We start from the raw sequence: 20,817 nt of genomic DNA, 5'->3' as shown, positions 1-20,817 counted from the left end.
CTCAGCCCAGACCGACGCGCAAACAGTCGTGGATATGCAGAAGACCCAGCGCCTGCCCGGATGCAGCCTCGTCGACCACAAACAGCGAAGTGATCTTGCGATCATTCATGATCGCCACCGCCTCTTCGGCCAATGCGCCCGGTGTTATGGTGGTCGGATTGGCGGTCATGACCTGCTCGGTCGTTTTGTCCAGCAGACCGTCCATATGCCGCCGCAAGTCACCGTCCGTAATGATGCCCGACAAATGCCCCTGCGCATCCGTTACACCGGCCACGCCGAAACCCTTTTGGCTGATTTCGATCAGCGCGTCGCTCATCGGGGTGTTCGCCGCGACCAGAGGCAGAGCGTCGCCGGTATGCATCAGGTCACGCACCGTACTCAGCCGCGCACCCAGTTTTCCGCCGGGGTGGAAGGCGCGAAAATCCTCGGGGCGGAAGTCGCGATACTTCATCAGCGCAATGGCCAGCGCATCGCCCATGGCTAGGGTCAGCGTCGTCGAGATCGAAGGCACCATGCCGAAACCGCAGGCCTCGCCCATCGACGGGATCAGCAGATGCACATCGGCCTGTTTCATCAACGTGCTTTCTGGCTTGCTGGATAGCCCGATCAGCGGAATGCCAAAGCGGCGCGTAAAGGCCAGCAGGTTGGCCAGCTCGGGCGCTTCGCCCGAATTCGAAATCGCCAGCACCACATCGCCTTTGGAAACCATGCCCAGATCGCCATGGCTGGCCTCGGCCGGGTGCACGAAATAGGCAGGCGTTCCGGTACTGGCCAGAGTGGCGGCAATCTTGTGGCCGATATGGCCCGATTTTCCGATGCCGCTGATAATGATGCGCCCGGTGGCTTTCAGGATCAGATGCACCGCCTCTGCAAAATGCTCGTCAAGGCTGTCGGCCAGCACGTCCAGCGCGCGGGCCTCGTCGGTGACGACCTGGCGGGCGGTTCTCAGGAATGCTTCGGTGTCGGTCATGAGTGTGCAAAGATATCCGTTTCGGGCCAACCGGCGAGATCCAGCTTCGCACGCATCGGCAGGAAATCAAAACAGGCCTGCGCCATCTCGGTCCGGCCCTCGCGCGCCAGTCGCTTGTTCAACTCGTCCCGCAGGCGGTGCAGATAAAGAACGTCCGAGGCCGCATAGTCCAGCTGAGCATCCGTGAGGGTATCAGCGCCCCAGTCGCTCATCTGCTGTTGTTTCGAGATATCCACGCCAATCAGTTCCTGGCACAGGTTCTTCAACCCGTGGCGGTCGGTGTAGGTGCGCACCAGCCGGCTGGCGATCTTGGTGCAGTAAACCGGCGCGGCCAGGGCACCAAAGGTGTGATACATCGCGGCGATGTCGAACCGCCCGAAATGGAACAGCTTCAGGACATCAGGGTTTTCCAGCATGGCACTCAGGTTCGGGGCTTCGGTCTGGCCCTTGTCCACCTGGATGATATGGCTGTTTCCGTCACCGCCTGAAATTTGAATCACGCACAGGCGATCGCGATGCGGGTTCAGCCCCATGGTTTCACAGTCAATGGCCACAACCGGGCCCAGATCCAGCCCATCCGGCAGATCGTTTTTGTACAAATGGTTCGCCACGCGACTATTCCTTTGTGCGATATCGCCTCCGAGATAGGCGGTTTGGTCTCCAAACTCAACGCCGTCCGAAAGTCGCGGGCCATTCGATGCCAAATCCTTGACCATATCCCCATCGGGGGGATATGGATAAGCCATGTCAGACAACGCCCACCAGTCACATCCACAGATTACGGCCCGGCTGAAGCGGGCCCATGGGCACCTGGCCAAGGTCATTGCCATGCTCGAGGAGCACGCGCCCTGTTCGGACGTCGCCCAACAGTTGTTTGCAGTAGAAAAAGCCGTCACCAATGCCAAACGCGCTTTGATTCACGATCATATCGAACACTGCCTGTCCGCTGACGACCATGGCGGCGGGATCGAAGACTTCAAGGCGATTACAAAGTACCTCTGAGCCATGCTGAGTATTCTGAAACACCGCACCTACCGCCACCTGTTCGCCGCCCAGATCGTTGCTCTGACCGGAACCGGGCTGGCCACGGTCGCCCTTGGGCTGCTCGCCTTTGATCTGGCCGGGAATGCTGCGGGCCTTGTCCTTGGCACGGCACTGACGATCAAAATGGTGGCTTATGTCACCGTTGCACCGCTGGCCGCTGCTTTTGCCGAGCGTCTGGATCGTCGCAAGATGCTGGTCGTGCTGGACCTGATCCGCGCTGCGGTGGCAGTGTGCCTGCCGTTCGTGACCGAAGTCTGGCAAATCTACGTGCTGATCTTCGTGCTGCAATCTGCGTCGGCGGGCTTTACGCCCGCCTTTCAGGCCACGATTCCGGACGTGCTGCCGGACGAAGCTGAATACACGCGTGCCTTGTCGCTGTCGCGCCTGGCCTACGATATGGAAAGCCTGCTGAGCCCGATGTTCGCCGCCGCATTGCTGCTGCTGGTCAGCTTCAACAGCCTGTTCTGGGGTACTGCGCTGGGTTTTGTCGCATCGGCAATGCTGGTTGTCTCGGTCGTGCTCCCGTCACCCAAGCCAAGCCGACCCCGCGGCATCTATGACCGCACAACACGTGGCATACGTATCTATCTGAAAACACCCCGGTTGCGCGGGCTGCTTGCACTCAGCTGGAGCGCGGCGGCGCTGAGCTCGATGGTGATCGTGAACACCGTGGTCATCGTGCGTGCCAATCTGGGCCTGTCGGAAAGCGCCGTGGCCATTGCCCTGGCCGGGTTCGGGGGCGGATCGATGCTGGCGGCCTTTTCCTTGCCCCGCCTTCTGGATCGGATCGAGGACCGTCGGGTCATGGTCGCGGGCGCCGCTTTTGCCACTGGTTCCATGGCCGTCGCCGCGATGCTGGCCGCAATTGCTCCTCTGTCGCTCGGGTTGCTGACCGCGTTGTGGGCATTCACCGGTTTCGGATATTCCACCACCCTGACACCCTCGGGCCGCCTTTTGACCCGGTCGGCCCACCCCGAGGATCGCCCTGCCGTCTTCGCCGCACAGTTTACCCTTTCGCATGGCTGCTGGCTGGTTCTTTACCCGCTGGCAGGGTGGCTGATGACCGTGTTTGGTCCGACCGTGACACTCAGCAGCATGGCGACGCTGTCCGTGGCCGGCGTCGTCGGTGCAATCGGCCTGTGGCCGCGCCTCGACCAGGAACCGATCACCCATGATCACCCCGACCTGCCGCCCGATCATCCACATCTGGCCGGGTCAGGCCCGCACGCGCATCCGATCATCATCGACGATCTGCACCCGCGCATCCCGCGCGAACCCTGAGCGGGCGCTTGGACCTGATCTCAACCCGCAATGACCACAAACCAGAGCCCCAATGGACCAGCTTGACCGTCGCATCATCGCCGCCCTGCAAGCCAACGCGCGCGCCTCGACCACGCAGATTGCGACCACACTGGGTGTTGCCCGGACAACCGTGCACGAGCGAATAAACCGGATGGAACAGCGCGGCCTGATCGAAGGATATTCCGTACGCCTCGGGTCCACTGAAGACACGCCGAAAGTGCAGGTCATCGTCATGCTTGAAGTGCAGCAAAAGGAAACCAGCCGGATCATCAGGCGGCTCGAAGCCTACCCCGAGGTCAAGCTATGCCTGTCGATCAACGGAGAGTTCGATCTTATGCTGTCGGCAGAGGCGCCCAGGCTGGAGGATCTGGACATTCTGGTCGACGACCTGGCGAAGATCCCCGGTGTCCTGCGCACCAATACCAGCGTTGTGTTCGGGCGCAGGATAGATCGAAACTGAAGCGGCGATAACTCTCTGTAAACCGATCGTTGGCTAGCTTGGCCGGGACAGATCAGAATCCCGGACCGGCAGAATGCCAAATCAGAAGTTCCCGCTGTTACTCATGTTGGTGCATGTGCTTTTGGCGCAGGCAGGGTTTGCCATGCCAGATGCCAAAACCGGTGACCTGTGCGATCAGGCCGCGCGCCGCGCCGCTTTGTCCGAAGGCGTGCCCCTGGACGTGCTGCGCGCCATCTCGCGCGTTGAAACCGGGCGCAGGCTGGACGGCCGGTTGCAGCCCTGGCCCTGGACGATCAATGTCGGCGGTCAGGGGTACTGGTTCAAGTCCGAGGTCGAAGCCAAGGCCTATGCGTTCAAAATCTTCAAAACCGGCGCACGCAGCTTTGATGTGGGCTGTTTTCAGATCAATTATCGCTGGCACGGCAAAGCCTTCCGTTCGATAGACGCGATGTTCGATCCAGATGAGAATGCAACCTACGCCGCCCGGTTCCTGAACGAACTCCATGCCGAGCTTGGATCGTGGCCCGCGGCAGCGGGGGCTTACCATTCCCGCACATCACCCCTTGCCGAAGCTTACAAAGAGCGGTTTCAAACGGTGCTGGCACAGCTCGAGGGTGGCCCCCGAACCCGGGTTGCGGCCAGATCTCGGGATCCGTTCACCGGGGCCGGACTCCCCTTGATCCCCATTCCGGCGGCATCGCCCCGTACCGGCGCGCTTGGGTCTCTGGTGCCAGCCGCAGGCGCCGCAACAGCGTTTATCGCCTTCAATTAGGAGTTTCGCGTGCCCAAGATCGACATCCAGTCCCTGTTTTCGCCTACTGTCCTGCTGGCGATTGCGCTGATGACGGTTATCGTCATGATGATCCTGCCCATGCCAGCCTGGGTTCTGGACGTGGGTTTGGCGGCCTCCTTTGCGCTGGCGATCCTGATCTTCACCCTGACCCTGTTCATTGAACGCCCGCTGGACTTTTCGTCCTTCCCGACGATTCTGCTGGCGTCTCTGATGTTGCGCCTGTCGCTGAATGTTTCGTCGACGAAACTGATCATCGGGCAGGGGCACACCGGCCCGAATGCGGCAGGAGACGTGATCGAGGGTTTTGCCAGTTTCGTCATGGGCGGCAGCATTTTTCTTGGCCTGGTGGTGTTCGGCGTGCTGCTGATCGTGAATTTCATGGTCATCACCAAAGGCGCCGCCCGAATGGCCGAAGTAGGCGCACGCTTTGCGTTGGACGGGATGCCCGGCAAACAACTTGCGATCGACAGCGACATGTCCGCCGGGGCAATCGATCATCAGCAGGCCAAGGAACGGCGAGAGCTGGAACAGCAGGAGACGACATTCTTCGGTTCGCTCGACGGTGCGTCGAAATTCGTGAAAGGTGACGCCGTCGCCGGGCTTCTGATCACGTTGCTGAACCTTGTCATGGGCCTGGTCATGGGCGTCGTCGTACATGGAATGCCCGTGGCCTCGGCGTTCGAAACCTATGCGATTCTGACCGTCGGCGACGGGTTGGTGTCCCAAATTCCCGCCGTCATCATTTCCATAGCGTCCGCCCTTCTGCTGGCACGGGGCGGCACGCAGGGGGCCACAGACAACGCCATCTTTTCTCAACTTGGCCGCCACCCGGCAGCATTGTCCACCGTCGCGGTGCTCATGGTTCTGTTCGCTCTGGTGCCCGGTCTCCCTTTTCTGCCATTCATCCTTGGCGCGGCCATTCTGGGATACGCGGCTTACAATGTTCACCGAAAACAGCAAGACGCAACCGCATCGGCAAACCTGCCCTCGACCGAAACCGAAGCGCCGACATCCCAAGCTATCGGCGACATCCTGGACCTGGATGATGTCCATCTGGACTTCGCGCCGGATCTGGTCAGCATGGTTCTGAATCCGGGCACCGGGCTGGACGCCCGAATTGCCAATATGCGGACCTATGTGGCGTCGACCTTTGGCCTGATCCTGCCCGAAATCCGCTTGACCGACCGCGCCGACCTGCCGACCGGAACGTATGTGATCAAGGTTCAGGGCGTCGAACAGGCACGCGGTGTCTTGCACCCCGATCTCATCCTGGCGCTCGTGCAGGACGGGTTTGACCTGCTGCCGGAGGGCAATGACGTGACCGAGCCGGTCTATGGTGCTCCGGCACGCTGGATCCTGCCCAAGGATCAGGAGGACGCCGCGCTGAATGGTGCCACTATAGTCTCACCGCCCGAAATTCTTGCCACCCATCTGCTGGAGATCATCAAACAGAACTTCTCGCGCCTGCTGACCCTGAAATCCCTCCGTCGCCTGCTGTCGGAAATGACCCGTCTGAGCGACCCGGTACGCGCCGAAGCCAACCGCAAACTGCTGGATGAACTGATCCCCGACAAAGTGCCGATCGACACTTTGCACGCGGTTCTGCGCCTGCTGCTTGACGAACGTGTGTCGATCCGGAACATGGCGCTGATCCTTGAAAGTGTCGCCGAGGCGCGGCTGACCACAACCCAGCCCGAAGGCATCTGTGAACTGGTGCGTCAGCGTCTTGGCTTTCAGCTGGTCGCGGACATGAAGCGCGAGGATGGTTCGATCCCTCTGATCCAGTTGGCCCCGGAATGGGAGGACACATTCGCCTCTTACCAGATCGACGCCCCAAATACCGGCATGGACGTCGCGCTGCCCCCGAACGTGTTCAACAAACTGGCCGACGGAGTCGTGAGCACCATCGCCAAATCCGCTGACAACGGTCTGTTTCCGGCCGTCGTGACCTCGACCCGGCGCCGTCGGTTGCTGCGCACCGTCATGCAGGCACGCGGCGTGCCCAACCCGGTTTTGTCCTTCGAAGAAATCGGGCTGGAAGCCAAACCTGCCTTGGTCGGAACTGTTGCAGCGTGATTGCCCTGCCGCCAGAAATGCTGTCGCAGCTGGCCGAAGCAATCTGGCAGGCCTTTGTCGTATTTCTGCGCGTCTCCGCTCTTGTTTCGCTGCTTCCAGCTTTCGGTGAGCGCAGTATTCCGACACGGGTAAAGCTTGGTGCTTCCGTTGCTTTCACGCTGATCATACTGCCCGCTGCGCCCCCCGTCAGAATAGATCCCAGCCTTTGGGCGACCGTGCGGCTGGTCGGCACCGAAGTTCTGATCGGGCTTGTCCTGGGGATAGGCCTGCGCCTGTTCGTTCTCGCGCTGCAAACCGCGGGGTCTATTGCGGCTCAGTCCACGTCATTGTCGCAACTGCTGGGTGGCGCGGCGGCCGATCCGGTCCCCGCCATGGGATACCTGCTGACCCTGGCAGGGCTGACACTTGCCGTAATCATGGACCTGCACATCCGGGCCGCGCAGTTCCTGATCCAGAATTATGCCCTGTTCCCAATAGGGCTGGTACCTGATGCCGCAGATGCGTCGCGCTGGGGATTGCATCAGGTCGCCAACAGCTTTGGGCTGGCTTTTGCACTGGCAACGCCGTTCGTCATCGCCTCTTTGATCTACAACCTGGCACTTGGGGTCATCAACCGGGCAATGCCCCAGCTGATGGTGGCCTTCGTAGGCGCTCCTGCAATCACCTTCGCCGGGCTGTTTCTGCTGTTTGCCGGTACACCGCTGATCCTGTCCGTGTGGGCTGACGCGCTGGTTGCCTTCTTCACCAACCCGATGGGAGCGCAAAGATGAGCGCAGGTGATGACGACAGCGACAAGTCATACGAGCCGACACCGCAAAAGCTGCTGAAGGCGCGCGAGAAGGGTGAGGTTCCAAAATCCAACGACTTGTCGGTTGTGGCGGCATATACCGGGCTTCTGATCTCCCTGCTTACAGTCGGTCAATACAGCGTCGAGCATATGGGCACCGGGTTCATGGTTCTGATCGATCAGTCCGACGCATTTGCACGGCTTCTGACGGATGGGCCATCGCATGCTCCGGTTGCGGGGGTTTTGAAAAGTGCCCTGCTGCCTGTTGCTTTGCTGTTCTGCCTTCCTGCGGCGGCTGTTCTCCTGAACTTGATCGCCCAGCGCGCGCTGATCTTTGCCCCAAGCAAATTGAAACCAAAACTTTCGCGTATCTCTCTGGTTTCGAACGCAAAGAACAAGTTCGGGCGGGGTGGCCTGTTCGAGTTTGCCAAAAGCACCACCAAACTGTTGATCTACAGCACCTGCCTTGCGCTTTTTCTGAAAGCCAATCTAACCGAGATTCTGTCTGCCAGCGCGGCACCGGCAAAGTCATCCATTCTGCTCATGATGAACCTGCTGTTTCGCTTTCTGTTCATCGTGATCGCAATCGCACTGGCCATCGGGGTCGTCGATTTCCTTTGGCAATATGCCGAACACATGCGCAAGAACCGTATGTCCCGCAAGGAGATCATGGATGAAACCAAGGATGCCGAGGGCGACCCACATGTCAAACAACACCGGCGCCAGCGCGCACAGGAAATCGCAACCAACCAAATGTTGGCAAATGTTCCAGGCGCGGATGTCGTGATCGTAAACCCCACCCATTATGCTGTGGCGCTTAAATGGACACGGGTTGCGGGCAGCGCCCCGGTTTGCGTTGCCAAAGGGGTGGACGAAATCGCCGCCACTATCCGATCCGCCGCAGGAGAAGCAGGCGTTCCGATCCATTCAGACCCTCACACAGCTCGTGCCCTTCACGCGACCGTGGAAATAGGTCAGGAGATCGCCGAAGAGCACTATCGTCCTGTTGCCGCCGCGATCCGGTTTGCCGAAGCGATGCGAAAACGCGCGAAGGAGCAAGTTCGATGACTCAGACGCAATTACCCGATCTGGAAAAAGTGACCAACGCAGCGTTTCAGAAGCAATTTCAAGCGCTGCGACCGATCCTGGAGGCCGAGGCACGGATCAAGCAGCAACTTGCCAGATTGGACGGTCAACTCCGTCAGGCGCGCCAAGACAGCACCAAGGTCGAAGGCTATCAGGTTTCAGGGACCGACGTACTCTGGAATAGTTGGGAGTCCGCGACGCGGAGACAATTGAACCTGCAACTGGCACGAACGCGCGCGCAGAAACTGGCCGGAATGGAAGCTTTGCGTACTGCCTTTGGGCGAAAACAAGCGGTGGAAACACTGCGGAAGAAAATTCAGCAGGCAAACCGAAAAGCAAATGCCAAAAAGCACTTCGGGCCCTAGCTTGACCGACCCGACGTATCGGGCCGGTCAGTGTCAGCTGTCTTGTCGGTTTACACTCAGGATCAGCACTTTGGACACGTCGTCGCCAAATTCTTTGCGCGCCACTTCCAGCAAGGAATTCCGCAATACATCCAAGTTCCCGGATTCTGTAAAAGCCCCGTCAAAGCCGCCCGTGTTTGCATGGTCAAAAAGAACCTGAAGAAAGCCATCCCTGAGTTTAGGCTCGATTGCATAAAAGGTTTCTGTAATGTCCGGGTTCGCCTCAAGGCTCAGCGACAGCGTTACCATGGCTTCGATCTGGTCGTCTTTTACAACGGGGACGACGAATTGCTTGGTCATTTTCAGATAACCAAAGCTTTCCCCCTCGCCTTTTTCCTTTGATTTCCCGGTTTTTTTGCCGGCCGACTTATCCTCTTTGACTGCTTCTTTTTCGGCAACGGCAGTTTCAGGTTTTTTTGCAGGTGCAAGAACCAGACCCGCGCCAATACCCGCGCCGAGTCCAACAATCAGAAAAATCACGGGAATCAATTTCGCGACCACGATCTCACCTCAGAACGGCAAAAGGGAATCAAGAACTTGCTGACCATAGCGGGGTTGCTGGACATCCGTTATCTGCCCTCTGCCGCCATATGACACGCGCGCTGACGCGATTTTGTCATAGGTTATTTCGTTTTGCCGCGAGATGTCCTGCGGGCGGACATATCCCGTCACAAGAAGCTCTCGCAGTTCGAAGTTGACCCGCAACTCCTGGGATCCCGATATTGAAAGAACTCCGTTCGGCAACACATCCAGCACTGTTGCGGCAACACGCAGAGTCAGTTTTTCGTTTCTCCTGACGGATCCCCGGCCAGAGCTCGAGGAATCCGCTTCAATCGAAACGGCTTCATCCAATGACGCGCCCTGGGGCAGGTTCTTTTGCACGCGCTGAGGCAGGCCGAAGAGGCTGGGGACTTCGAGGTTCTCGGACCCAGATCGGGATCGTCTGGTATTGTTCGAAATTTCTGCCTTCTCGTCCAGCTCGATGACGACGGTCAGAATGTCGCCTTTCTTGATCGCCCGCTGGTCGCCCAGCAACGAATGCTGCCCGCCGCTCCACAAAGAGGACCGGTCGACGTTTCGCTGGGGTTGGGTGTGCAATGGCAATCCCGGCCACAACATTGCAACCTGTTCCGGGGAATCCTCGTTGGGTGTGAAACTTGGCGGTTTGCCCAAATGATCCATTCGTCCACATGCGGACAAGGCAAAAGCCGTCAGGACAAGGGTTTTTGGCAATCCGTGCATCATTGTACCTCGATTTGACCGTCCGGACGGATTCGGCCTGTTACGGTTGTTCGGGATGAAAGGTTCATGACCCGAATGCGATCCCCCGCCGCGCCGCGCCCCAAGGCCCGGCCCTCTGTGGTGATCGACAAGGGTTGGCTGCTGAACACCAGCACGACCAGATCGTTTCGATCCACGATGGCAGGTGGCCCGACATCAGAGCCGCGAATTGGCCGACCGGGGTAGAGCGCCACCCGGGCCTCTTGTCCGATCAGAAGATCAGGGTCTGAAATTGCATCGGCAACATCTGTTGGCTTCAACTCGAGATCGGCCGCAGAAATGACTTCCTTGGCCCGGATCGTACGTGTCGGCACCACAATGTCAGCCTGGGCGGCAATTGGCGCCAGAAGCACCAGAGAAAGAACCAGAAGTCGCATCACCGTACCTGCGTTGTCGCGCTCATCATCTGGTCCACCGCCGTGATGACTTTGGCATTCATCTCATAGCCGCGTTGCGCTTCGATCAGCTCGGTAACTTCGCGAACGGCGTCAACCGAACTGTCTTCCAGATAACCCTGTCGCAAAGTTCCCAGACCGTCTTCGCCCGGCGTACCCAGAACCGGAGCACCCGAAGCTTCGGTTTCCTTGAACAGATTGCCTCCGACGGCTTCCAGGCCTTTGGCGTTCGAAAAACTGGCCAGCGTAAACTCCCCAAGCAACTGACCTTCGGGGGAATCGTCAAAATATGCATAGACCTCGCCCGACGCGTTGATCGAAACAGAACGCGCATCGTCAGGGATGGTGATTTCCGGCGAAACCGCAAACCCGTCAGAGGTGACGATCAGGCCCTCTGCCGACCGCTTCAAACTGCCGTCGCGCGTATACGCGGCCTGACCGCTGGGCAAGGTCACCTCCAGATATCCGCGACCTTCGATTGCAACATCCAGATCGCTCCCGGTGGCCGACAAGGCCCCTTGTTCCAATTGAACTGTCACCGCGGCCGGTCGCACACCCAGACCCAGTTGAATACCCGTGGGCAGAACCGTTCCGTCCGACGCGTTCACGGTGCCGGCCCGCGCCATCTGTTGATAATGCAGGTCGGCGAATTCGGCCCGTCGGGCGTTGTAGCCGGTGGTGTTCATATTCGCGAGGTTGTTCGAGATCGTCTCGACCCGCATCTGTTGCGCTGTCATCCCGGTGGCGGCAATTTTAAGGGCCCGCATATCTAACTCTCCTCATCCAAATCTGCGCATCAGCGCCTTGAGTGCTCCACGCACGCGCTCATCTTCGCTCTCAAGAAAGCTTTGCCCCAGTTCATAGGCGCGCTGGATTTCCACCAAACGGGTAACTTGCTGAATCGCGTTCACGTTTGACCCTTCGAGAAAGCGTTGCAAAACCACCGGCTCGTCGACCGGCTCAATCGCACCGTCGGTGCGGAAACGAGTGTTTCCTTCGCGTACAAGTTCGTTCGTATCGGCGACGTTGAAAACGCCCAGCTGACCCAGAAGCTGACCATCGACACTCAGCGTTCCGTCGCTGCCGACATCGATTGACGCGGCGTCAGGCGGGATGAACACAGGCGCGCCATTGGCATCGAGCACGCGCGCACCATCCATTGAAACCAGATCGCCATCGGCATTGGGAGAAAAGCTGCCAGCCCGCGTCAGCCGGTTGCCGTTCTCGGTTTCGACCATGAAGAACCCGTCGCCCTCGATGGCAAAATCAAATTGCCCGCCGGTTTGCGTCAGCACGCCTTGTTGTATTGACGAATTTCGCGCCTCGGCCCGGCTCATGGAGAGGGAGGGGCTGTTCGGCATATCTCGAATGTATTCCGAGAACACCAGCCCCTGCTGGCGATAGCCGGTCGTGTTGGCATTTGCGATGTTATTCGCCACCAGGCGCATTTCGTTCATCAGCCCGGACTGGCGGGACAGGGTGACATAGGCGGTGTCCATCAGCGACCTCCTGCGATCAATGGAACAAGCGTACCGGTGAAAAACGTAACAAGGGTCTGAGTCATGAACCCCATCGAGATCCAGAACACGACGACGATGGCGATCAGTTTGGGAACAAAGGTCAGTGTCATTTCCTGTATCGACGTCAGGGCCTGAAACAGACCAACGATCAGGCCTGACACCAGAGCAACTGCCAGAATCGGGACCGATGTGATGACGGCGATCCAGAGAGCCTGACGTACGATGTCATAGAAAAGACCTTCGCTCAGCATGGTATCAGACCGGCATCCGAAGGATTTCCTGATAGGCCTCGACCACCTTGTTGCGAACGATCACAGCTGTCTCGACGGCCAGTTCGGTCTGTGCCAGCGCCTGCACCAGCGCGTGCGGGTCGGCTTGCACGACCATCGCGGTCTGCGACATCTGCTCGCTGTGTTTCAACGTGGAGGCAAAGTCCTGAAAACTTGCCTTCAGCCTCTGCACCATGCCCGAGTGATCTGGGTCGGCCTGGGTTGCAGGACGGGCGCCGGCATAATTCTGCGCGGCGGTCAAGGATCGGATGTCCATTCTGGCTGTCCTTTATTTTCTGAGCAGTTCCATCAATGACGACGACATTTGCCGTGTCTGATCGAACATCTTGAGGTTAGCTTCGTAGCTCCGCTGCGCCTCACGCGCGTCGGCTATTTCGATCATCAGATCGACATTCGATCCCAGATAGTGACCACTGGCATCTGCCATCGGGTGGCCGGGGTCGAAAATTCGTGTCAGGTCGCGTCGATCAAGCTTTACGCGGCCAGCTTGCACCACGTTCTGACCATCTTTTTCTATGGTCTCAAACGGCACCGTCTTGCGCCGGTACCCGGGCGTATCCGCATTCGATATGTTTTCGGACACGTGGCGCAGCCGGGCTGCCTGCGCACGCAGGGCGCTGGCGGATGCCGCAAGTGAGTGGGAAAAATCGCTCATCCTCGGCCTCCTTATCCACGTCCCAGACTGGTGCGAAGGATGTTCATCGAGGATTTGTAGATCGCCAACGCGCGGTCGTGCTGTCGTTTGACCTCGACCGATTTCAGCATCTCTTCTTCAAGCGATACGCCGTTGCCATTTGGATCACCCGACGGAGCGGCCTGGTGCTCTGCCCAAGGCTGCGTACCCGTACCGCCATGCAGATGACCCCGCCGCGTGGCCATCATGGTCACTTCGCGTCCCGAGTTTTCAAGTGCTTTATGGAAGGGGTCGATATCGCGCGGCTGGTAGCCCGGCGTATCCGCATTGGCCATGTTGCGCGCAATCACCGCCTGCCGTTGCCCGGCATGGGTTGCCATTGCGTACGCGGTCTTAAGGACGTTCAAGTCATAGAACATCGGGGCTTCTCCCTCGATCAATTTCAATCAAGGCTTAACCCCGATTCCTTTAGAAACCGTTTTCGGAACCCAATTGGAGAACCCAAGATGTCCGATCTCGACCCGATGCTTCTGAAACATGAATTCGATCGGATGACTTCGATCCGCCACGTGGGCCTGGTCAGTAGCGTCGCACAAGGGTTGATCGAGATCAGTGGCCTCAACGAACATGCGCGAATCGGAGACTTGCTTACATTGCGGCGGCGCGCGGGGCCCGATCTGGCCGGTGAAGTGCTGCATGTCGGTGCAGACCATATCCACATGATTCCGGGTTCCGCCCCGGACGGTGTCAGCCTCGGGGACCGTGTGTACCTTGATCCCTCGCCGGGGTTCGCGCCCGCATTGCACTGGCTTGGGCGCGTCATTGATCCGTTTGGCAAACCGCTGGACGGAAAACCCCTGCTGAACGGGCCACAGGATCGCGATATCATGCAAGCCCCCCCGCCTGCGGTGGCGCGCAAGCCATTGGGAAAGCGGATGGCCACCGGACTATCCGTTCTCAACACCATGCTGCCGATCGTGCGCGGTCAACGCGTTGGGTTGTTTGCGGGATCGGGTGTGGGGAAATCAACGCTGCTGTCGACGCTGGCGCGCTTCATGCAGGCTGACGTGGTTGTGGTGGCTCTTGTCGGCGAACGCGGGCGTGAAGTGAACGAATTTGTTGCCCGCGCCATAGGCCCGGAAGCCATGAAGCGCACTATCGTAGTCGCCGCGACGTCCGACCAGTCTGCATTGGCGCGCAGACGGTGCGCGTGGTCGGCCATGTCGGCGGCAGAGTTTCTGCGGGATCTGGGGCTGAACGTCCTGTTTCTGGCCGATTCGGTAACCCGTTTCGCGGAAGCGCACCGTGAAATCGCCGTTGCCATGGGCGAAGCCCCGTCACTCCGAGGGTATCCACCCTCTGTCACCCCCCTGATTGGCAATCTGTGTGAACGCGCAGGCCCCGGCACGCAGGAGCAGGGTGATATCACCGCCGTGTTCAGCGTCCTCGTTGCGGGCTCCGACATGGATGAACCCATCGCTGACATTCTGCGCGGTGTGTTGGACGGGCATATCGTGCTCAGCCGCGAGATTGCCGAACGCGGGCGCTTCCCGGCCATCGACCTCAGCAAATCCGTATCCCGCAGCCTTCCAGAGGCCGCGTCAGAGGCCGAGAACCAGATGATCAACGAAACCCGCAAACTTGTCGGCAGCTACGAACAATCCGAAGTCATGATAAAGGCCGGGCTGTATTCAGAAGGATCAGATCCGCTCTTGGATCAGGCCGTGCGCGTTCATGAGGAGTTGGACGCGTTTTTCGGCAAACCCGATTCCGAAGGGATTGAAAACAGCTTCAACCGCTTGTCCCTGATTCTGCGCCGTGCCTCGGCCGGCCTGCCGCGTTAGTGAACTCGGAACAGTTTTAAGTATTAAGGCCGCCTTAAGACCTGCACTGCTATTCCGATAGTCGGGTGATAAAAAGGTGGTGGAGATGGGTGCGCAAACCAATGCAGCGCCAATCATCATCAAGAAGAAGCGTGTATCGGGTGGCGATGGCCATCACGGTGGCGCGTGGAAAGTCGCGTATGCCGACTTTGTGACGGCCATGATGGCCTTCTTCATGTTGATGTGGCTGCTGAACGCAACAACGGAACAGCAACGAAAAGGGTTGGCGGATTATTTCGCGCCGACAATCCCGCTAAGCCCGGAATCCGGCGGCGGGGACGGGGCGTTTGGCGGCGACAGCATGCTGTCTGAAGAAGTGCTGCTGCGGGACGGTCAGGGTGCCACGACCACACATCCGACCGAATCGCATCAGGCCCGTGGCTCGATCGGAGTGAATGCCGAGGGCGGCGGCAAAGGGGCCAAGGAAGATTTCTCTACCCTGGAGGCGCAACTGCTGGGGCGCACGGGTGAAAGCGAGGTCTCGGACAAACTGCTCAAGCATATCGTCACACGGGTCACCGATGAAGGATTGGTGGTGGAACTGTTCGACACCGACGATCAGGCATTGTTCGAATCGGGTTCTGACAAGCCAACCAGCTTTCTGCGGTCCCTGGCCCTGATCATCGCCCGAGCCTCGGATCTTGTCGTCAATTCGATCGCCGTCGAAGGGCATGTCAGCGCGTCTCCGGTTGTGCAGGCGCGCAACACTGCCTGGGAACTGTCCACGGCAAGGGCCCAAAAATTGCGTCAATTGCTACAGGACAAGGGCGTTGCGGCACAAAGGATGGATCGTGTTACGGGCCATGCAGACCGAGAATTGTTCGCCGACAATCCCATGGCTGCGCGGAACAACAGGATCGAAGTGATCTTTCTGCGCCAGCCCTAAATGATAGAGCGTATTTTACATGTTAGCGCGCTGTTAAGGGGCAGCGCGTTACCTGTTGCATCAAAGACGGACGCAACAGAAGGGCGCACCCATGACCATTTCCTCTTCGCTCAATGCCGGTGTGGCGGCGCTGAAAGCCAATGCCAACAGGTTGGCGACGATTTCCGACAACATCGCGAATTCTTCAACCTACGGGTATAAACGGGTCGAGACGGATTTTCATTCAATGGTCACGTCGGGCCAGGGTGGCAGCTATTCGGCAGGCGGCGTGCGGACGACAAGCCAGCGCATGATTGATCAACGCGGGCCCCTGGTCACAACCAGCAACTCAACCGATCTGGCAGTTCGCGGGCGCGGCATGTTGCCTGTGCGCCCCAGTTCGCAGATCGGGAATAATTCGAACGAGATGCTGCTGACAACCACCGGGTCGTTCCGCACCAACGAAGAAGGGTATTTGGTTACCGAATCAGGCCTTGTTCTTCTGGGGTGGCCCGCGGCACTTGATGGCACTATTCCACCGGTTTCGCGAGATACACCCGCCGCGCTTGAACCCATTCAGCTGAGCGTGAACCAGCTGTCGGGTTCACCAACCACAGAAATGAAACTGCGTATGAACCTTCCGGCCACGGCGACAAATGCGGGCGCGCCGGGCGACGTTCAACCTTTGTCGGTTGAGTATTTCGACAATCTCGGCAAGTCTGAAAGCGTCGATATCCAGCTGATCCCAACGGTTCCCGCAACCGGCAGCAGCAACGAATGGACCATGGTCTTGCGTGACTCGGCGTCGGGTGGCGCGGTCATCGGTGAATACACGCTGACATTCACCGACAACCGAACGGCAGGCGGCACTCTGGCCAGCGTCACACCTGTTTCTGGCGGAGCTTATGATCCGGCAACGGGCAGTGTCATGGTCAACGTCGCCGGCGGACCGATGGAGGTCAATATCGGCCTGATCGGGGATGCAGACGGGATAACCCAATTGTCCGACACGTTCGCGCCTGTTTCGATCACACGTGACGGTTCTGCCGTGGGAACAATGACCAGCGTTCAGGTCGATGAGAGAGGATATGTCTACGCGTTCTACGACACCGGCGTCAGTCGCCGGATGTACCAGATTCCGTTGGCAGATGTCCCCAATCCCAACGGTTTAACCGCGTTGGACAGCCAGACTTACGCGCCTTCCCGTGAAAGCGGTACGTTCTTTCTTTGGAATGCCGGCGAAGGCCCGACCGGGGATCTTGTTTCTTTCGCGCGTGAGGAATCCACCACGGATGTAGCGACCGAGCTGACCTCACTGATTCAGACGCAACGTGCTTACTCCTCCAGCGCCACGGTGATCCAGACGGTGGACGAGATGTTGCAGGAAACGACAAACCTGAAACGTTAATCCAGCTCTGACCCAAAGAAAGGAGCGGCCTCATGAACATGTCGACAGCACTCAATAACGCATTGGGCGGGCTGACTGCGGCCAGTCGCGGGGCCGCTGTGGTGTCCGGAAACATCGCGAATGCGCTGACCCCCGGCTATGCGCGCCGGTCCCTAGAACTTGCCACAAGCCCAATTTCCGGAAATGGCGTACGCACCGTTGGCGTGATCCGGCATCAGGATCCGGTTTTGACCGCCAACAGACGTTCGTCTGATGCCGAACTCGCCTTTCGGTCGGACGTTTCAGATTTTCACGCACGGTTCGAACAACTGGTGGGGTCTCCTGATGACGGCCCTTCGCTGTCTACCCGTCTGTCCTCGTTGGAAAACGCCTTTATCACGGCGGCCAGTCTGCCTGACTCGATCGAACGGCTGGATCAGGTTGCGCGCTCGGCCCGCGATCTGACCAACGAGCTGAACGCGGCGTCCGAAGGCGTACGCCAGGCACGCTCGGATGCTGATCGAAAAATTGGCGCCCAGATCAACACCCTGAATCAGACTCTGAAAGATATCGAAGAACTGAACGCCAAGATTCCCGCCATTCAAAACTCTGGCGGTGACATCGGTGCCCTGCTGGATCAGCGGCATGTCCTGATCGACCAGGTCAATACCTTGATCCCGGTCAATGTCGTGCCGCGCGCCAATGATCAGATATCCCTGTACTCGGAGGGCGGGCTGATCCTGCTGGAAGGCACGGCCTCGGAGTTCACTTTTTCCACGACCGGCGAAACAAAGCCTCACATGACCGTGGCAAATGGTCTGTTGTCCGGTCTGGAGATGAACGGCAACCCGGTACGGACAAGTGGAGACAACGCTCAAATCCGCGGCGGGGCACTGATGGCGCAGTTCACCATCCGCGACGACTTGGCAGTCGAGGCGCAGGTTCAGCTCGACACGGTTGCAAGGGACCTGATTGAACGATTTGAAACGCCCGGTTTGGATTCGTCGGCTCTTGCGACAGACCTTGGTCTGTTCACCGACGATGGCAACCGATTTGATCCTGCATCTGTTGTCGGGCTGGCATCACGGATTTCACTCAATTCAACCGTGGACCCTGACAATGGCGGGGACAGTTGGAAACTGCGCGCGGGTCTGGGTGCCGCAACTCCGGGTGACCCCGGGCAGGCTGCTCAACTGCGCGCGTTCGGGAACATATTGAACGACGCACGTCCGGTACCCGGCGGGCTGTTCGGCACGGGAAACATGCGCGCTGCCGAGTTGACCGAGGCCCTGTTGTCGAAAGCGGGCGCACACGCCCATGCCGCAGATCAACGCAAGACTTTTGCAAACAGCTTCCAGCAGCAAATGGCGCAAATCGAGGCCGCGCAGGGCGTGGATACCGATCAGGAACTACAGCGGCTCATGCAGGTCGAACAGACTTATGCCGCAAACGCTCGTGTCATCTCGGTTGTTGACGAGCTTATGGAAACTCTTCTGAGGTTGTGACCATGAATATCACTTCTATCGGCGATTTGGCGCGAGGAATGACCTTGCGAACCCGCGCAACAGATATCAAAACCCAGATCGAAACCCTGTCTTATGAAATGTCCACCGGGCGGGTACAGGACGTCTCGGGGCGGCTTGGCGGGGATTATTCGCAAATTCTGGATCTCGACCGCAGCCTCGCCAGACTCGACGCCTTTGGCATCGCAACGTCCGAAGCGGCCCTGTTCACCGATACCATGCAACTGAGCCTGAAAACCTTCGGAGATTCGGTCGGAGACATGACCGCGTCTTTGCTGGCCTACGGAACCGCCAATCAGCCCGTCAATCATGAACAAGCGTCCCAGCAGGCGAAGAATGAGCTGGACACGATGATCTCGGCACTGAACACGCGCGTAGGAGGGCGCAGCCTGTTTTCCGGTACCGCCACCGATGTGTCGCCCCTGCAATCTTCGAACGATCTTTTGACGGCGCTGAAATCGCAGTTGACGGGGCTTGCCACGGTCGCTGATATCAGGCTGGCGGCAGAAAACTGGTTCAATGACCCAGCCGGTTTCGACGCCGTGATTTATCAGGGGTCAAACAGCACCCTGTCTCCGATGCAGATTTCGGAAAACGAAAGCGTCACGCTGCCGATCACGGCAACGGATCCGGCGTTCAAGGCCGCACTCAGGGACGTCGCCGTTGCGGCGCTGGCCACCGACAGCGCATTGGCACTTTCGCCCGATCAACGCACCGCTTTGTTCACGCAGTTAGGGGTCGATCTGGCCAACGCACAGGATGCCACCGTCAAGCTCCGGGCGAAAGTCGGTGCGGCCGAAGCCCGCATCGAAGAGGCGGCAACACGCAATTCGTCGGCCCGAACCAGCCTGGATTTCAGCCGAAACGAACTGATCGCGGCCGATCCTTATGAGACGGCAGCGAAACTGCAAACGGTGCAATTTCACTTGGAAAGCCTGTATTCCGTAACCGTTCGCAATGCGAGCCTGTCGCTGGTGAACTTTCTGAGATGAGGGCGTTGATTTTTCTCCTGCTTCTCCTTCCCGGCATGGCTTGGGCTGGGACAATCCGTCTCAAGGACCTCGTGGATTTTGACGGTGTACGCGGCAACGATCTGGTGGGTTACGGCCTGGTGGTCGGCTTGAACGGAACCGGCGATGGGTTACGAAACGCGCCTTTCACCGAAGAAATCATGTCCAACATCCTCGAACGTCTTGGCGTCAACGTCACCGGTGAGGATTTTCGGCCCAAAAACGTGGCAGCGGTATTGGTCACGGCCAGCCTGCCGCCTTTTGCACGGGTGGGGGGTCAAATCGATGTAACGGTTTCAGCCATAGGCGATTCAAGCAGCCTGTTGGGTGGAACATTGATCATGACCCCGCTTAACGCAGCCGATGGCCAAATCTATGCGGTCGCGCAGGGCACAATCCTTGCAGGTGGCGTTTCGGCTGAAGGAGAGGCAGCCTCGGTCGTGCGTGGGGTGCCAACTTCGGGCGTGATCCCATCCGGTGCAAGGGTCGAGCGTGAAATTGACTTCGATTTGTCAACTCTCACTCAAATGCGCCTTGCACTCAGAGAGCCCGATTTCACCACAGCCGCGCGCATCGAAACCGCGATAAACACCGAGTTCAACAGAGTTGTGGCAATCATGCGGGATTCCGGCACGGTTGAGATCAACGTCGCGGCGACGCAGGCGGTTTCGACAGCCCACGCCATAGGGCGTATCGAAAACATTCTGGTCGAGCCTGAATCGAAAGCGCGCGTTGTTGTCGATCAGCGCTCTGGCACCATTGTCATGGGGCAGGAGGTCCGAATTTCGCGTGTTGCGGTGTCTCAAGGCAACCTGACTCTGACGGTTCAGGAGGCACCGATTGCGGTGCAGCCCAACCCGTTCGCCAGAGGTGAAACAGTGGTCGTGCCACGTACAATCGCAGGTATCGAGGAAGAAGAGGGAACCGGCCTCGCCGAAATCCCCGAGGCCACCACGTTGTCCGAGGTTGTCGCAGGTCTGAACGCGCTTGGGGTCTCGCCTCAGGACATGATCGACATTCTGAAAACGATCAAGGCAGCAGGCGCGCTGCATGCGGAATTCATCGTCAGGTGAAAGGCACCGCCAGCGGGATAGGCGTGCTGCTGGC

25 protein-coding genes are annotated in these 20,817 nt (G+C 58.8%); 14 read left to right on the top strand and 11 right to left on the bottom strand.

The features are described 5' to 3' along the window. Window position 1 precedes the first annotated feature (1 nt). Both GOW09_RS19405 and GOW09_RS19400 read right to left on the bottom strand, forming a co-directional pair. Complete coding sequence (locus GOW09_RS19405; RefSeq protein ID WP_171120156.1) at window positions 2-970, bottom strand: SIS domain-containing protein; 969 nt, start codon at window positions 968-970, stop codon at window positions 2-4. Further along, window positions 967-1,581 carry a ribonuclease D gene (locus GOW09_RS19400; protein WP_171120154.1) on the bottom strand — a complete coding sequence of 205 codons (615 nt, stop codon included), beginning with the start codon at window positions 1,579-1,581 and terminating at the stop codon, window positions 967-969. Before GOW09_RS19400 ends, GOW09_RS19405 begins: the two co-directional genes overlap by 4 nt. 133 nt (window positions 1,582-1,714) lie before the next feature. Between GOW09_RS19400 and GOW09_RS19395 the strand changes: the two genes are divergently transcribed. The 8 genes from GOW09_RS19395 to GOW09_RS19360 all read left to right on the top strand — a co-directional run bounded on the left by GOW09_RS19395 (window position 1,715) and on the right by GOW09_RS19360 (window position 8,883). Next, on the top strand, window positions 1,715-1,972 hold the full coding sequence (locus tag GOW09_RS19395; RefSeq protein WP_171120152.1) for a metal-sensing transcriptional repressor: 258 nt from the start codon (window positions 1,715-1,717) through the stop codon (window positions 1,970-1,972). Window positions 1,973-1,975: 3 nt separating this feature from the next. Then, window positions 1,976-3,295, top strand: coding sequence for an MFS transporter (locus tag GOW09_RS19390; protein WP_171120150.1), 1,320 nt, complete (start codon window positions 1,976-1,978; stop codon window positions 3,293-3,295). A 52-nt stretch (window positions 3,296-3,347) separates the two neighbouring features. Further along, window positions 3,348-3,776, top strand: a complete 429-nt coding sequence (locus GOW09_RS19385; protein ID WP_171120148.1) for an Lrp/AsnC family transcriptional regulator — start codon at window positions 3,348-3,350, stop codon at window positions 3,774-3,776. Window positions 3,777-3,849: 73 nt separating this feature from the next. Continuing rightward, window positions 3,850-4,548, top strand: coding sequence for a transglycosylase SLT domain-containing protein (locus GOW09_RS19380; RefSeq protein ID WP_371808059.1), 699 nt, complete (start codon window positions 3,850-3,852; stop codon window positions 4,546-4,548). A gap of 9 nt (window positions 4,549-4,557) precedes the next feature. Next, window positions 4,558-6,645 carry a flagellar biosynthesis protein FlhA gene (flhA, locus tag GOW09_RS19375; RefSeq protein WP_171120146.1) on the top strand — a complete coding sequence of 696 codons (2,088 nt, stop codon included), beginning with the start codon at window positions 4,558-4,560 and terminating at the stop codon, window positions 6,643-6,645. After that, complete coding sequence (locus GOW09_RS19370; protein WP_171120144.1) at window positions 6,642-7,415, top strand: flagellar biosynthetic protein FliR; 774 nt, start codon at window positions 6,642-6,644, stop codon at window positions 7,413-7,415. Before flhA ends, GOW09_RS19370 begins: the two co-directional genes overlap by 4 nt. Continuing rightward, complete coding sequence (flhB, locus tag GOW09_RS19365) at window positions 7,412-8,500, top strand: flagellar type III secretion system protein FlhB (RefSeq protein WP_171120141.1); 1,089 nt, start codon at window positions 7,412-7,414, stop codon at window positions 8,498-8,500. The genes GOW09_RS19370 and flhB overlap by 4 nt, the downstream gene beginning before the upstream one ends. After that, window positions 8,497-8,883: a hypothetical protein gene (locus GOW09_RS19360; RefSeq protein WP_171120139.1), complete on the top strand. Its 387-nt coding sequence runs from the start codon at window positions 8,497-8,499 to the stop codon at window positions 8,881-8,883. Before flhB ends, GOW09_RS19360 begins: the two co-directional genes overlap by 4 nt. 33 nt (window positions 8,884-8,916) lie before the next feature. Here GOW09_RS19360 and GOW09_RS19355 read toward each other — a convergent pair whose 3' ends face one another. From GOW09_RS19355 to GOW09_RS19315, 9 genes are read right to left on the bottom strand one after another with little or no spacing between them, the layout of a single operon-like run. Then, window positions 8,917-9,423, bottom strand: a complete 507-nt coding sequence (locus GOW09_RS19355) for a flagellar basal body-associated protein FliL (protein WP_171120138.1) — start codon at window positions 9,421-9,423, stop codon at window positions 8,917-8,919. Between the two features lie 9 nt (window positions 9,424-9,432). Continuing rightward, window positions 9,433-10,164, bottom strand: a complete 732-nt coding sequence (gene flgH, locus GOW09_RS19350) for a flagellar basal body L-ring protein FlgH (RefSeq protein ID WP_171120216.1) — start codon at window positions 10,162-10,164, stop codon at window positions 9,433-9,435. Continuing rightward, window positions 10,164-10,580 (bottom strand): flagellar basal body P-ring formation chaperone FlgA, encoded by a 417-nt coding sequence (gene flgA, locus GOW09_RS19345; protein ID WP_171120136.1) that lies wholly within the window; start codon window positions 10,578-10,580, stop codon window positions 10,164-10,166. Before flgA ends, flgH begins: the two co-directional genes overlap by 1 nt. Then, window positions 10,580-11,365: a flagellar basal-body rod protein FlgG gene (gene flgG / locus GOW09_RS19340; protein WP_171120134.1), complete on the bottom strand. Its 786-nt coding sequence runs from the start codon at window positions 11,363-11,365 to the stop codon at window positions 10,580-10,582. Before flgG ends, flgA begins: the two co-directional genes overlap by 1 nt. 12 nt (window positions 11,366-11,377) lie before the next feature. Next, the gene (locus GOW09_RS19335; protein ID WP_171120131.1) at window positions 11,378-12,097 is read right to left on the bottom strand and encodes a flagellar hook-basal body complex protein; all 720 of its coding nucleotides are present in this window, start codon (window positions 12,095-12,097) and stop codon (window positions 11,378-11,380) included. Beyond that, entirely contained in the window at window positions 12,097-12,369 is a 273-nt protein-coding gene (locus GOW09_RS19330) for a flagellar biosynthetic protein FliQ (protein ID WP_152459750.1), read from the bottom strand. The genes GOW09_RS19335 and GOW09_RS19330 overlap by 1 nt, the downstream gene beginning before the upstream one ends. Window positions 12,370-12,373: 4 nt before the next feature. Then, window positions 12,374-12,664, bottom strand: a complete 291-nt coding sequence (fliE, locus tag GOW09_RS19325) for a flagellar hook-basal body complex protein FliE (protein WP_171120129.1) — start codon at window positions 12,662-12,664, stop codon at window positions 12,374-12,376. 12 nt (window positions 12,665-12,676) lie between these two features. After that, window positions 12,677-13,063 (bottom strand): flagellar basal body rod protein FlgC, encoded by a 387-nt coding sequence (flgC, locus tag GOW09_RS19320; protein ID WP_170345698.1) that lies wholly within the window; start codon window positions 13,061-13,063, stop codon window positions 12,677-12,679. An 11-nt stretch (window positions 13,064-13,074) separates the two neighbouring features. Beyond that, window positions 13,075-13,461, bottom strand: coding sequence for a FlgB family protein (locus tag GOW09_RS19315; protein WP_171120127.1), 387 nt, complete (start codon window positions 13,459-13,461; stop codon window positions 13,075-13,077). 132 nt (window positions 13,462-13,593) lie between these two features. Here GOW09_RS19315 and GOW09_RS19310 point away from each other — a divergent pair, with 132 nt between their 5' ends. The 6 genes from GOW09_RS19310 to GOW09_RS19285 all read left to right on the top strand — a co-directional run bounded on the left by GOW09_RS19310 (window position 13,594) and on the right by GOW09_RS19285 (window position 20,783). After that, complete coding sequence (locus tag GOW09_RS19310; protein ID WP_371808062.1) at window positions 13,594-14,886, top strand: FliI/YscN family ATPase; 1,293 nt, start codon at window positions 13,594-13,596, stop codon at window positions 14,884-14,886. Window positions 14,887-14,971: 85 nt separating this feature from the next. Further along, complete coding sequence (locus GOW09_RS19305) at window positions 14,972-15,811, top strand: flagellar motor protein MotB (RefSeq protein WP_171120122.1); 840 nt, start codon at window positions 14,972-14,974, stop codon at window positions 15,809-15,811. Between the two features lie 91 nt (window positions 15,812-15,902). Then, window positions 15,903-17,198, top strand: coding sequence for a flagellar hook protein FlgE (locus GOW09_RS19300; RefSeq protein WP_171120121.1), 1,296 nt, complete (start codon window positions 15,903-15,905; stop codon window positions 17,196-17,198). Between the two features lie 32 nt (window positions 17,199-17,230). Further along, window positions 17,231-18,682: a flagellar hook-associated protein FlgK gene (gene flgK, locus GOW09_RS19295; RefSeq protein WP_171120120.1), complete on the top strand. Its 1,452-nt coding sequence runs from the start codon at window positions 17,231-17,233 to the stop codon at window positions 18,680-18,682. Window positions 18,683-18,684: 2 nt separating this feature from the next. Next, entirely contained in the window at window positions 18,685-19,692 is a 1,008-nt protein-coding gene (locus tag GOW09_RS19290; protein WP_171120119.1) for a flagellin, read from the top strand. Then, complete coding sequence (locus tag GOW09_RS19285) at window positions 19,689-20,783, top strand: flagellar basal body P-ring protein FlgI (protein ID WP_171120118.1); 1,095 nt, start codon at window positions 19,689-19,691, stop codon at window positions 20,781-20,783. The genes GOW09_RS19290 and GOW09_RS19285 overlap by 4 nt, the downstream gene beginning before the upstream one ends. Window positions 20,784-20,817 lie beyond the last annotated feature (34 nt).

Origin of the sequence: Ruegeria sp. HKCCA5463 (assembly GCF_013034175.1) — a bacterium.
Classification (GTDB): domain Bacteria; phylum Pseudomonadota; class Alphaproteobacteria; order Rhodobacterales; family Rhodobacteraceae; genus Ruegeria.
The sequence above is the reverse complement of the archived record's forward strand: the minus strand, read 5'-3'. Positions and strand labels throughout refer to the sequence as shown.

Coding starts and splice junctions, on each gene's coding strand:
- GOW09_RS19335 (WP_171120131.1), bottom strand. CDS start 12,097: ATGGACACCGCCTATGTCACCCTGTCCCGCCAGTCCGGGCTGATGAAC.
- GOW09_RS19405 (WP_171120156.1), bottom strand. CDS start 970: ATGACCGACACCGAAGCATTCCTGAGAACCGCCCGCCAGGTCGTCACC.
- GOW09_RS19290 (WP_171120119.1), top strand. CDS start 18,685: ATGAATATCACTTCTATCGGCGATTTGGCGCGAGGAATGACCTTGCGA.
- flgG (WP_171120134.1), bottom strand. CDS start 11,365: ATGCGGGCCCTTAAAATTGCCGCCACCGGGATGACAGCGCAACAGATG.
- GOW09_RS19300 (WP_171120121.1), top strand. CDS start 15,903: ATGACCATTTCCTCTTCGCTCAATGCCGGTGTGGCGGCGCTGAAAGCC.
- flgC (WP_170345698.1), bottom strand. CDS start 13,063: ATGAGCGATTTTTCCCACTCACTTGCGGCATCCGCCAGCGCCCTGCGT.
- flgK (WP_171120120.1), top strand. CDS start 17,231: ATGAACATGTCGACAGCACTCAATAACGCATTGGGCGGGCTGACTGCG.
- GOW09_RS19390 (WP_171120150.1), top strand. CDS start 1,976: ATGCTGAGTATTCTGAAACACCGCACCTACCGCCACCTGTTCGCCGCC.
- GOW09_RS19360 (WP_171120139.1), top strand. CDS start 8,497: ATGACTCAGACGCAATTACCCGATCTGGAAAAAGTGACCAACGCAGCG.
- flhB (WP_171120141.1), top strand. CDS start 7,412: ATGAGCGCAGGTGATGACGACAGCGACAAGTCATACGAGCCGACACCG.
- fliE (WP_171120129.1), bottom strand. CDS start 12,664: ATGGACATCCGATCCTTGACCGCCGCGCAGAATTATGCCGGCGCCCGT.
- GOW09_RS19285 (WP_171120118.1), top strand. CDS start 19,689: ATGAGGGCGTTGATTTTTCTCCTGCTTCTCCTTCCCGGCATGGCTTGG.
- GOW09_RS19330 (WP_152459750.1), bottom strand. CDS start 12,369: ATGCTGAGCGAAGGTCTTTTCTATGACATCGTACGTCAGGCTCTCTGG.
- GOW09_RS19315 (WP_171120127.1), bottom strand. CDS start 13,461: ATGTTCTATGACTTGAACGTCCTTAAGACCGCGTACGCAATGGCAACC.
- GOW09_RS19305 (WP_171120122.1), top strand. CDS start 14,972: ATGGGTGCGCAAACCAATGCAGCGCCAATCATCATCAAGAAGAAGCGT.
- GOW09_RS19385 (WP_171120148.1), top strand. CDS start 3,348: ATGGACCAGCTTGACCGTCGCATCATCGCCGCCCTGCAAGCCAACGCG.
- GOW09_RS19395 (WP_171120152.1), top strand. CDS start 1,715: ATGTCAGACAACGCCCACCAGTCACATCCACAGATTACGGCCCGGCTG.
- GOW09_RS19310 (WP_371808062.1), top strand. CDS start 13,594: ATGACTTCGATCCGCCACGTGGGCCTGGTCAGTAGCGTCGCACAAGGG.
- flgA (WP_171120136.1), bottom strand. CDS start 10,580: ATGCGACTTCTGGTTCTTTCTCTGGTGCTTCTGGCGCCAATTGCCGCC.
- flgH (WP_171120216.1), bottom strand. CDS start 10,164: ATGCACGGATTGCCAAAAACCCTTGTCCTGACGGCTTTTGCCTTGTCC.
- GOW09_RS19380 (WP_371808059.1), top strand. CDS start 3,850: ATGCCAAATCAGAAGTTCCCGCTGTTACTCATGTTGGTGCATGTGCTT.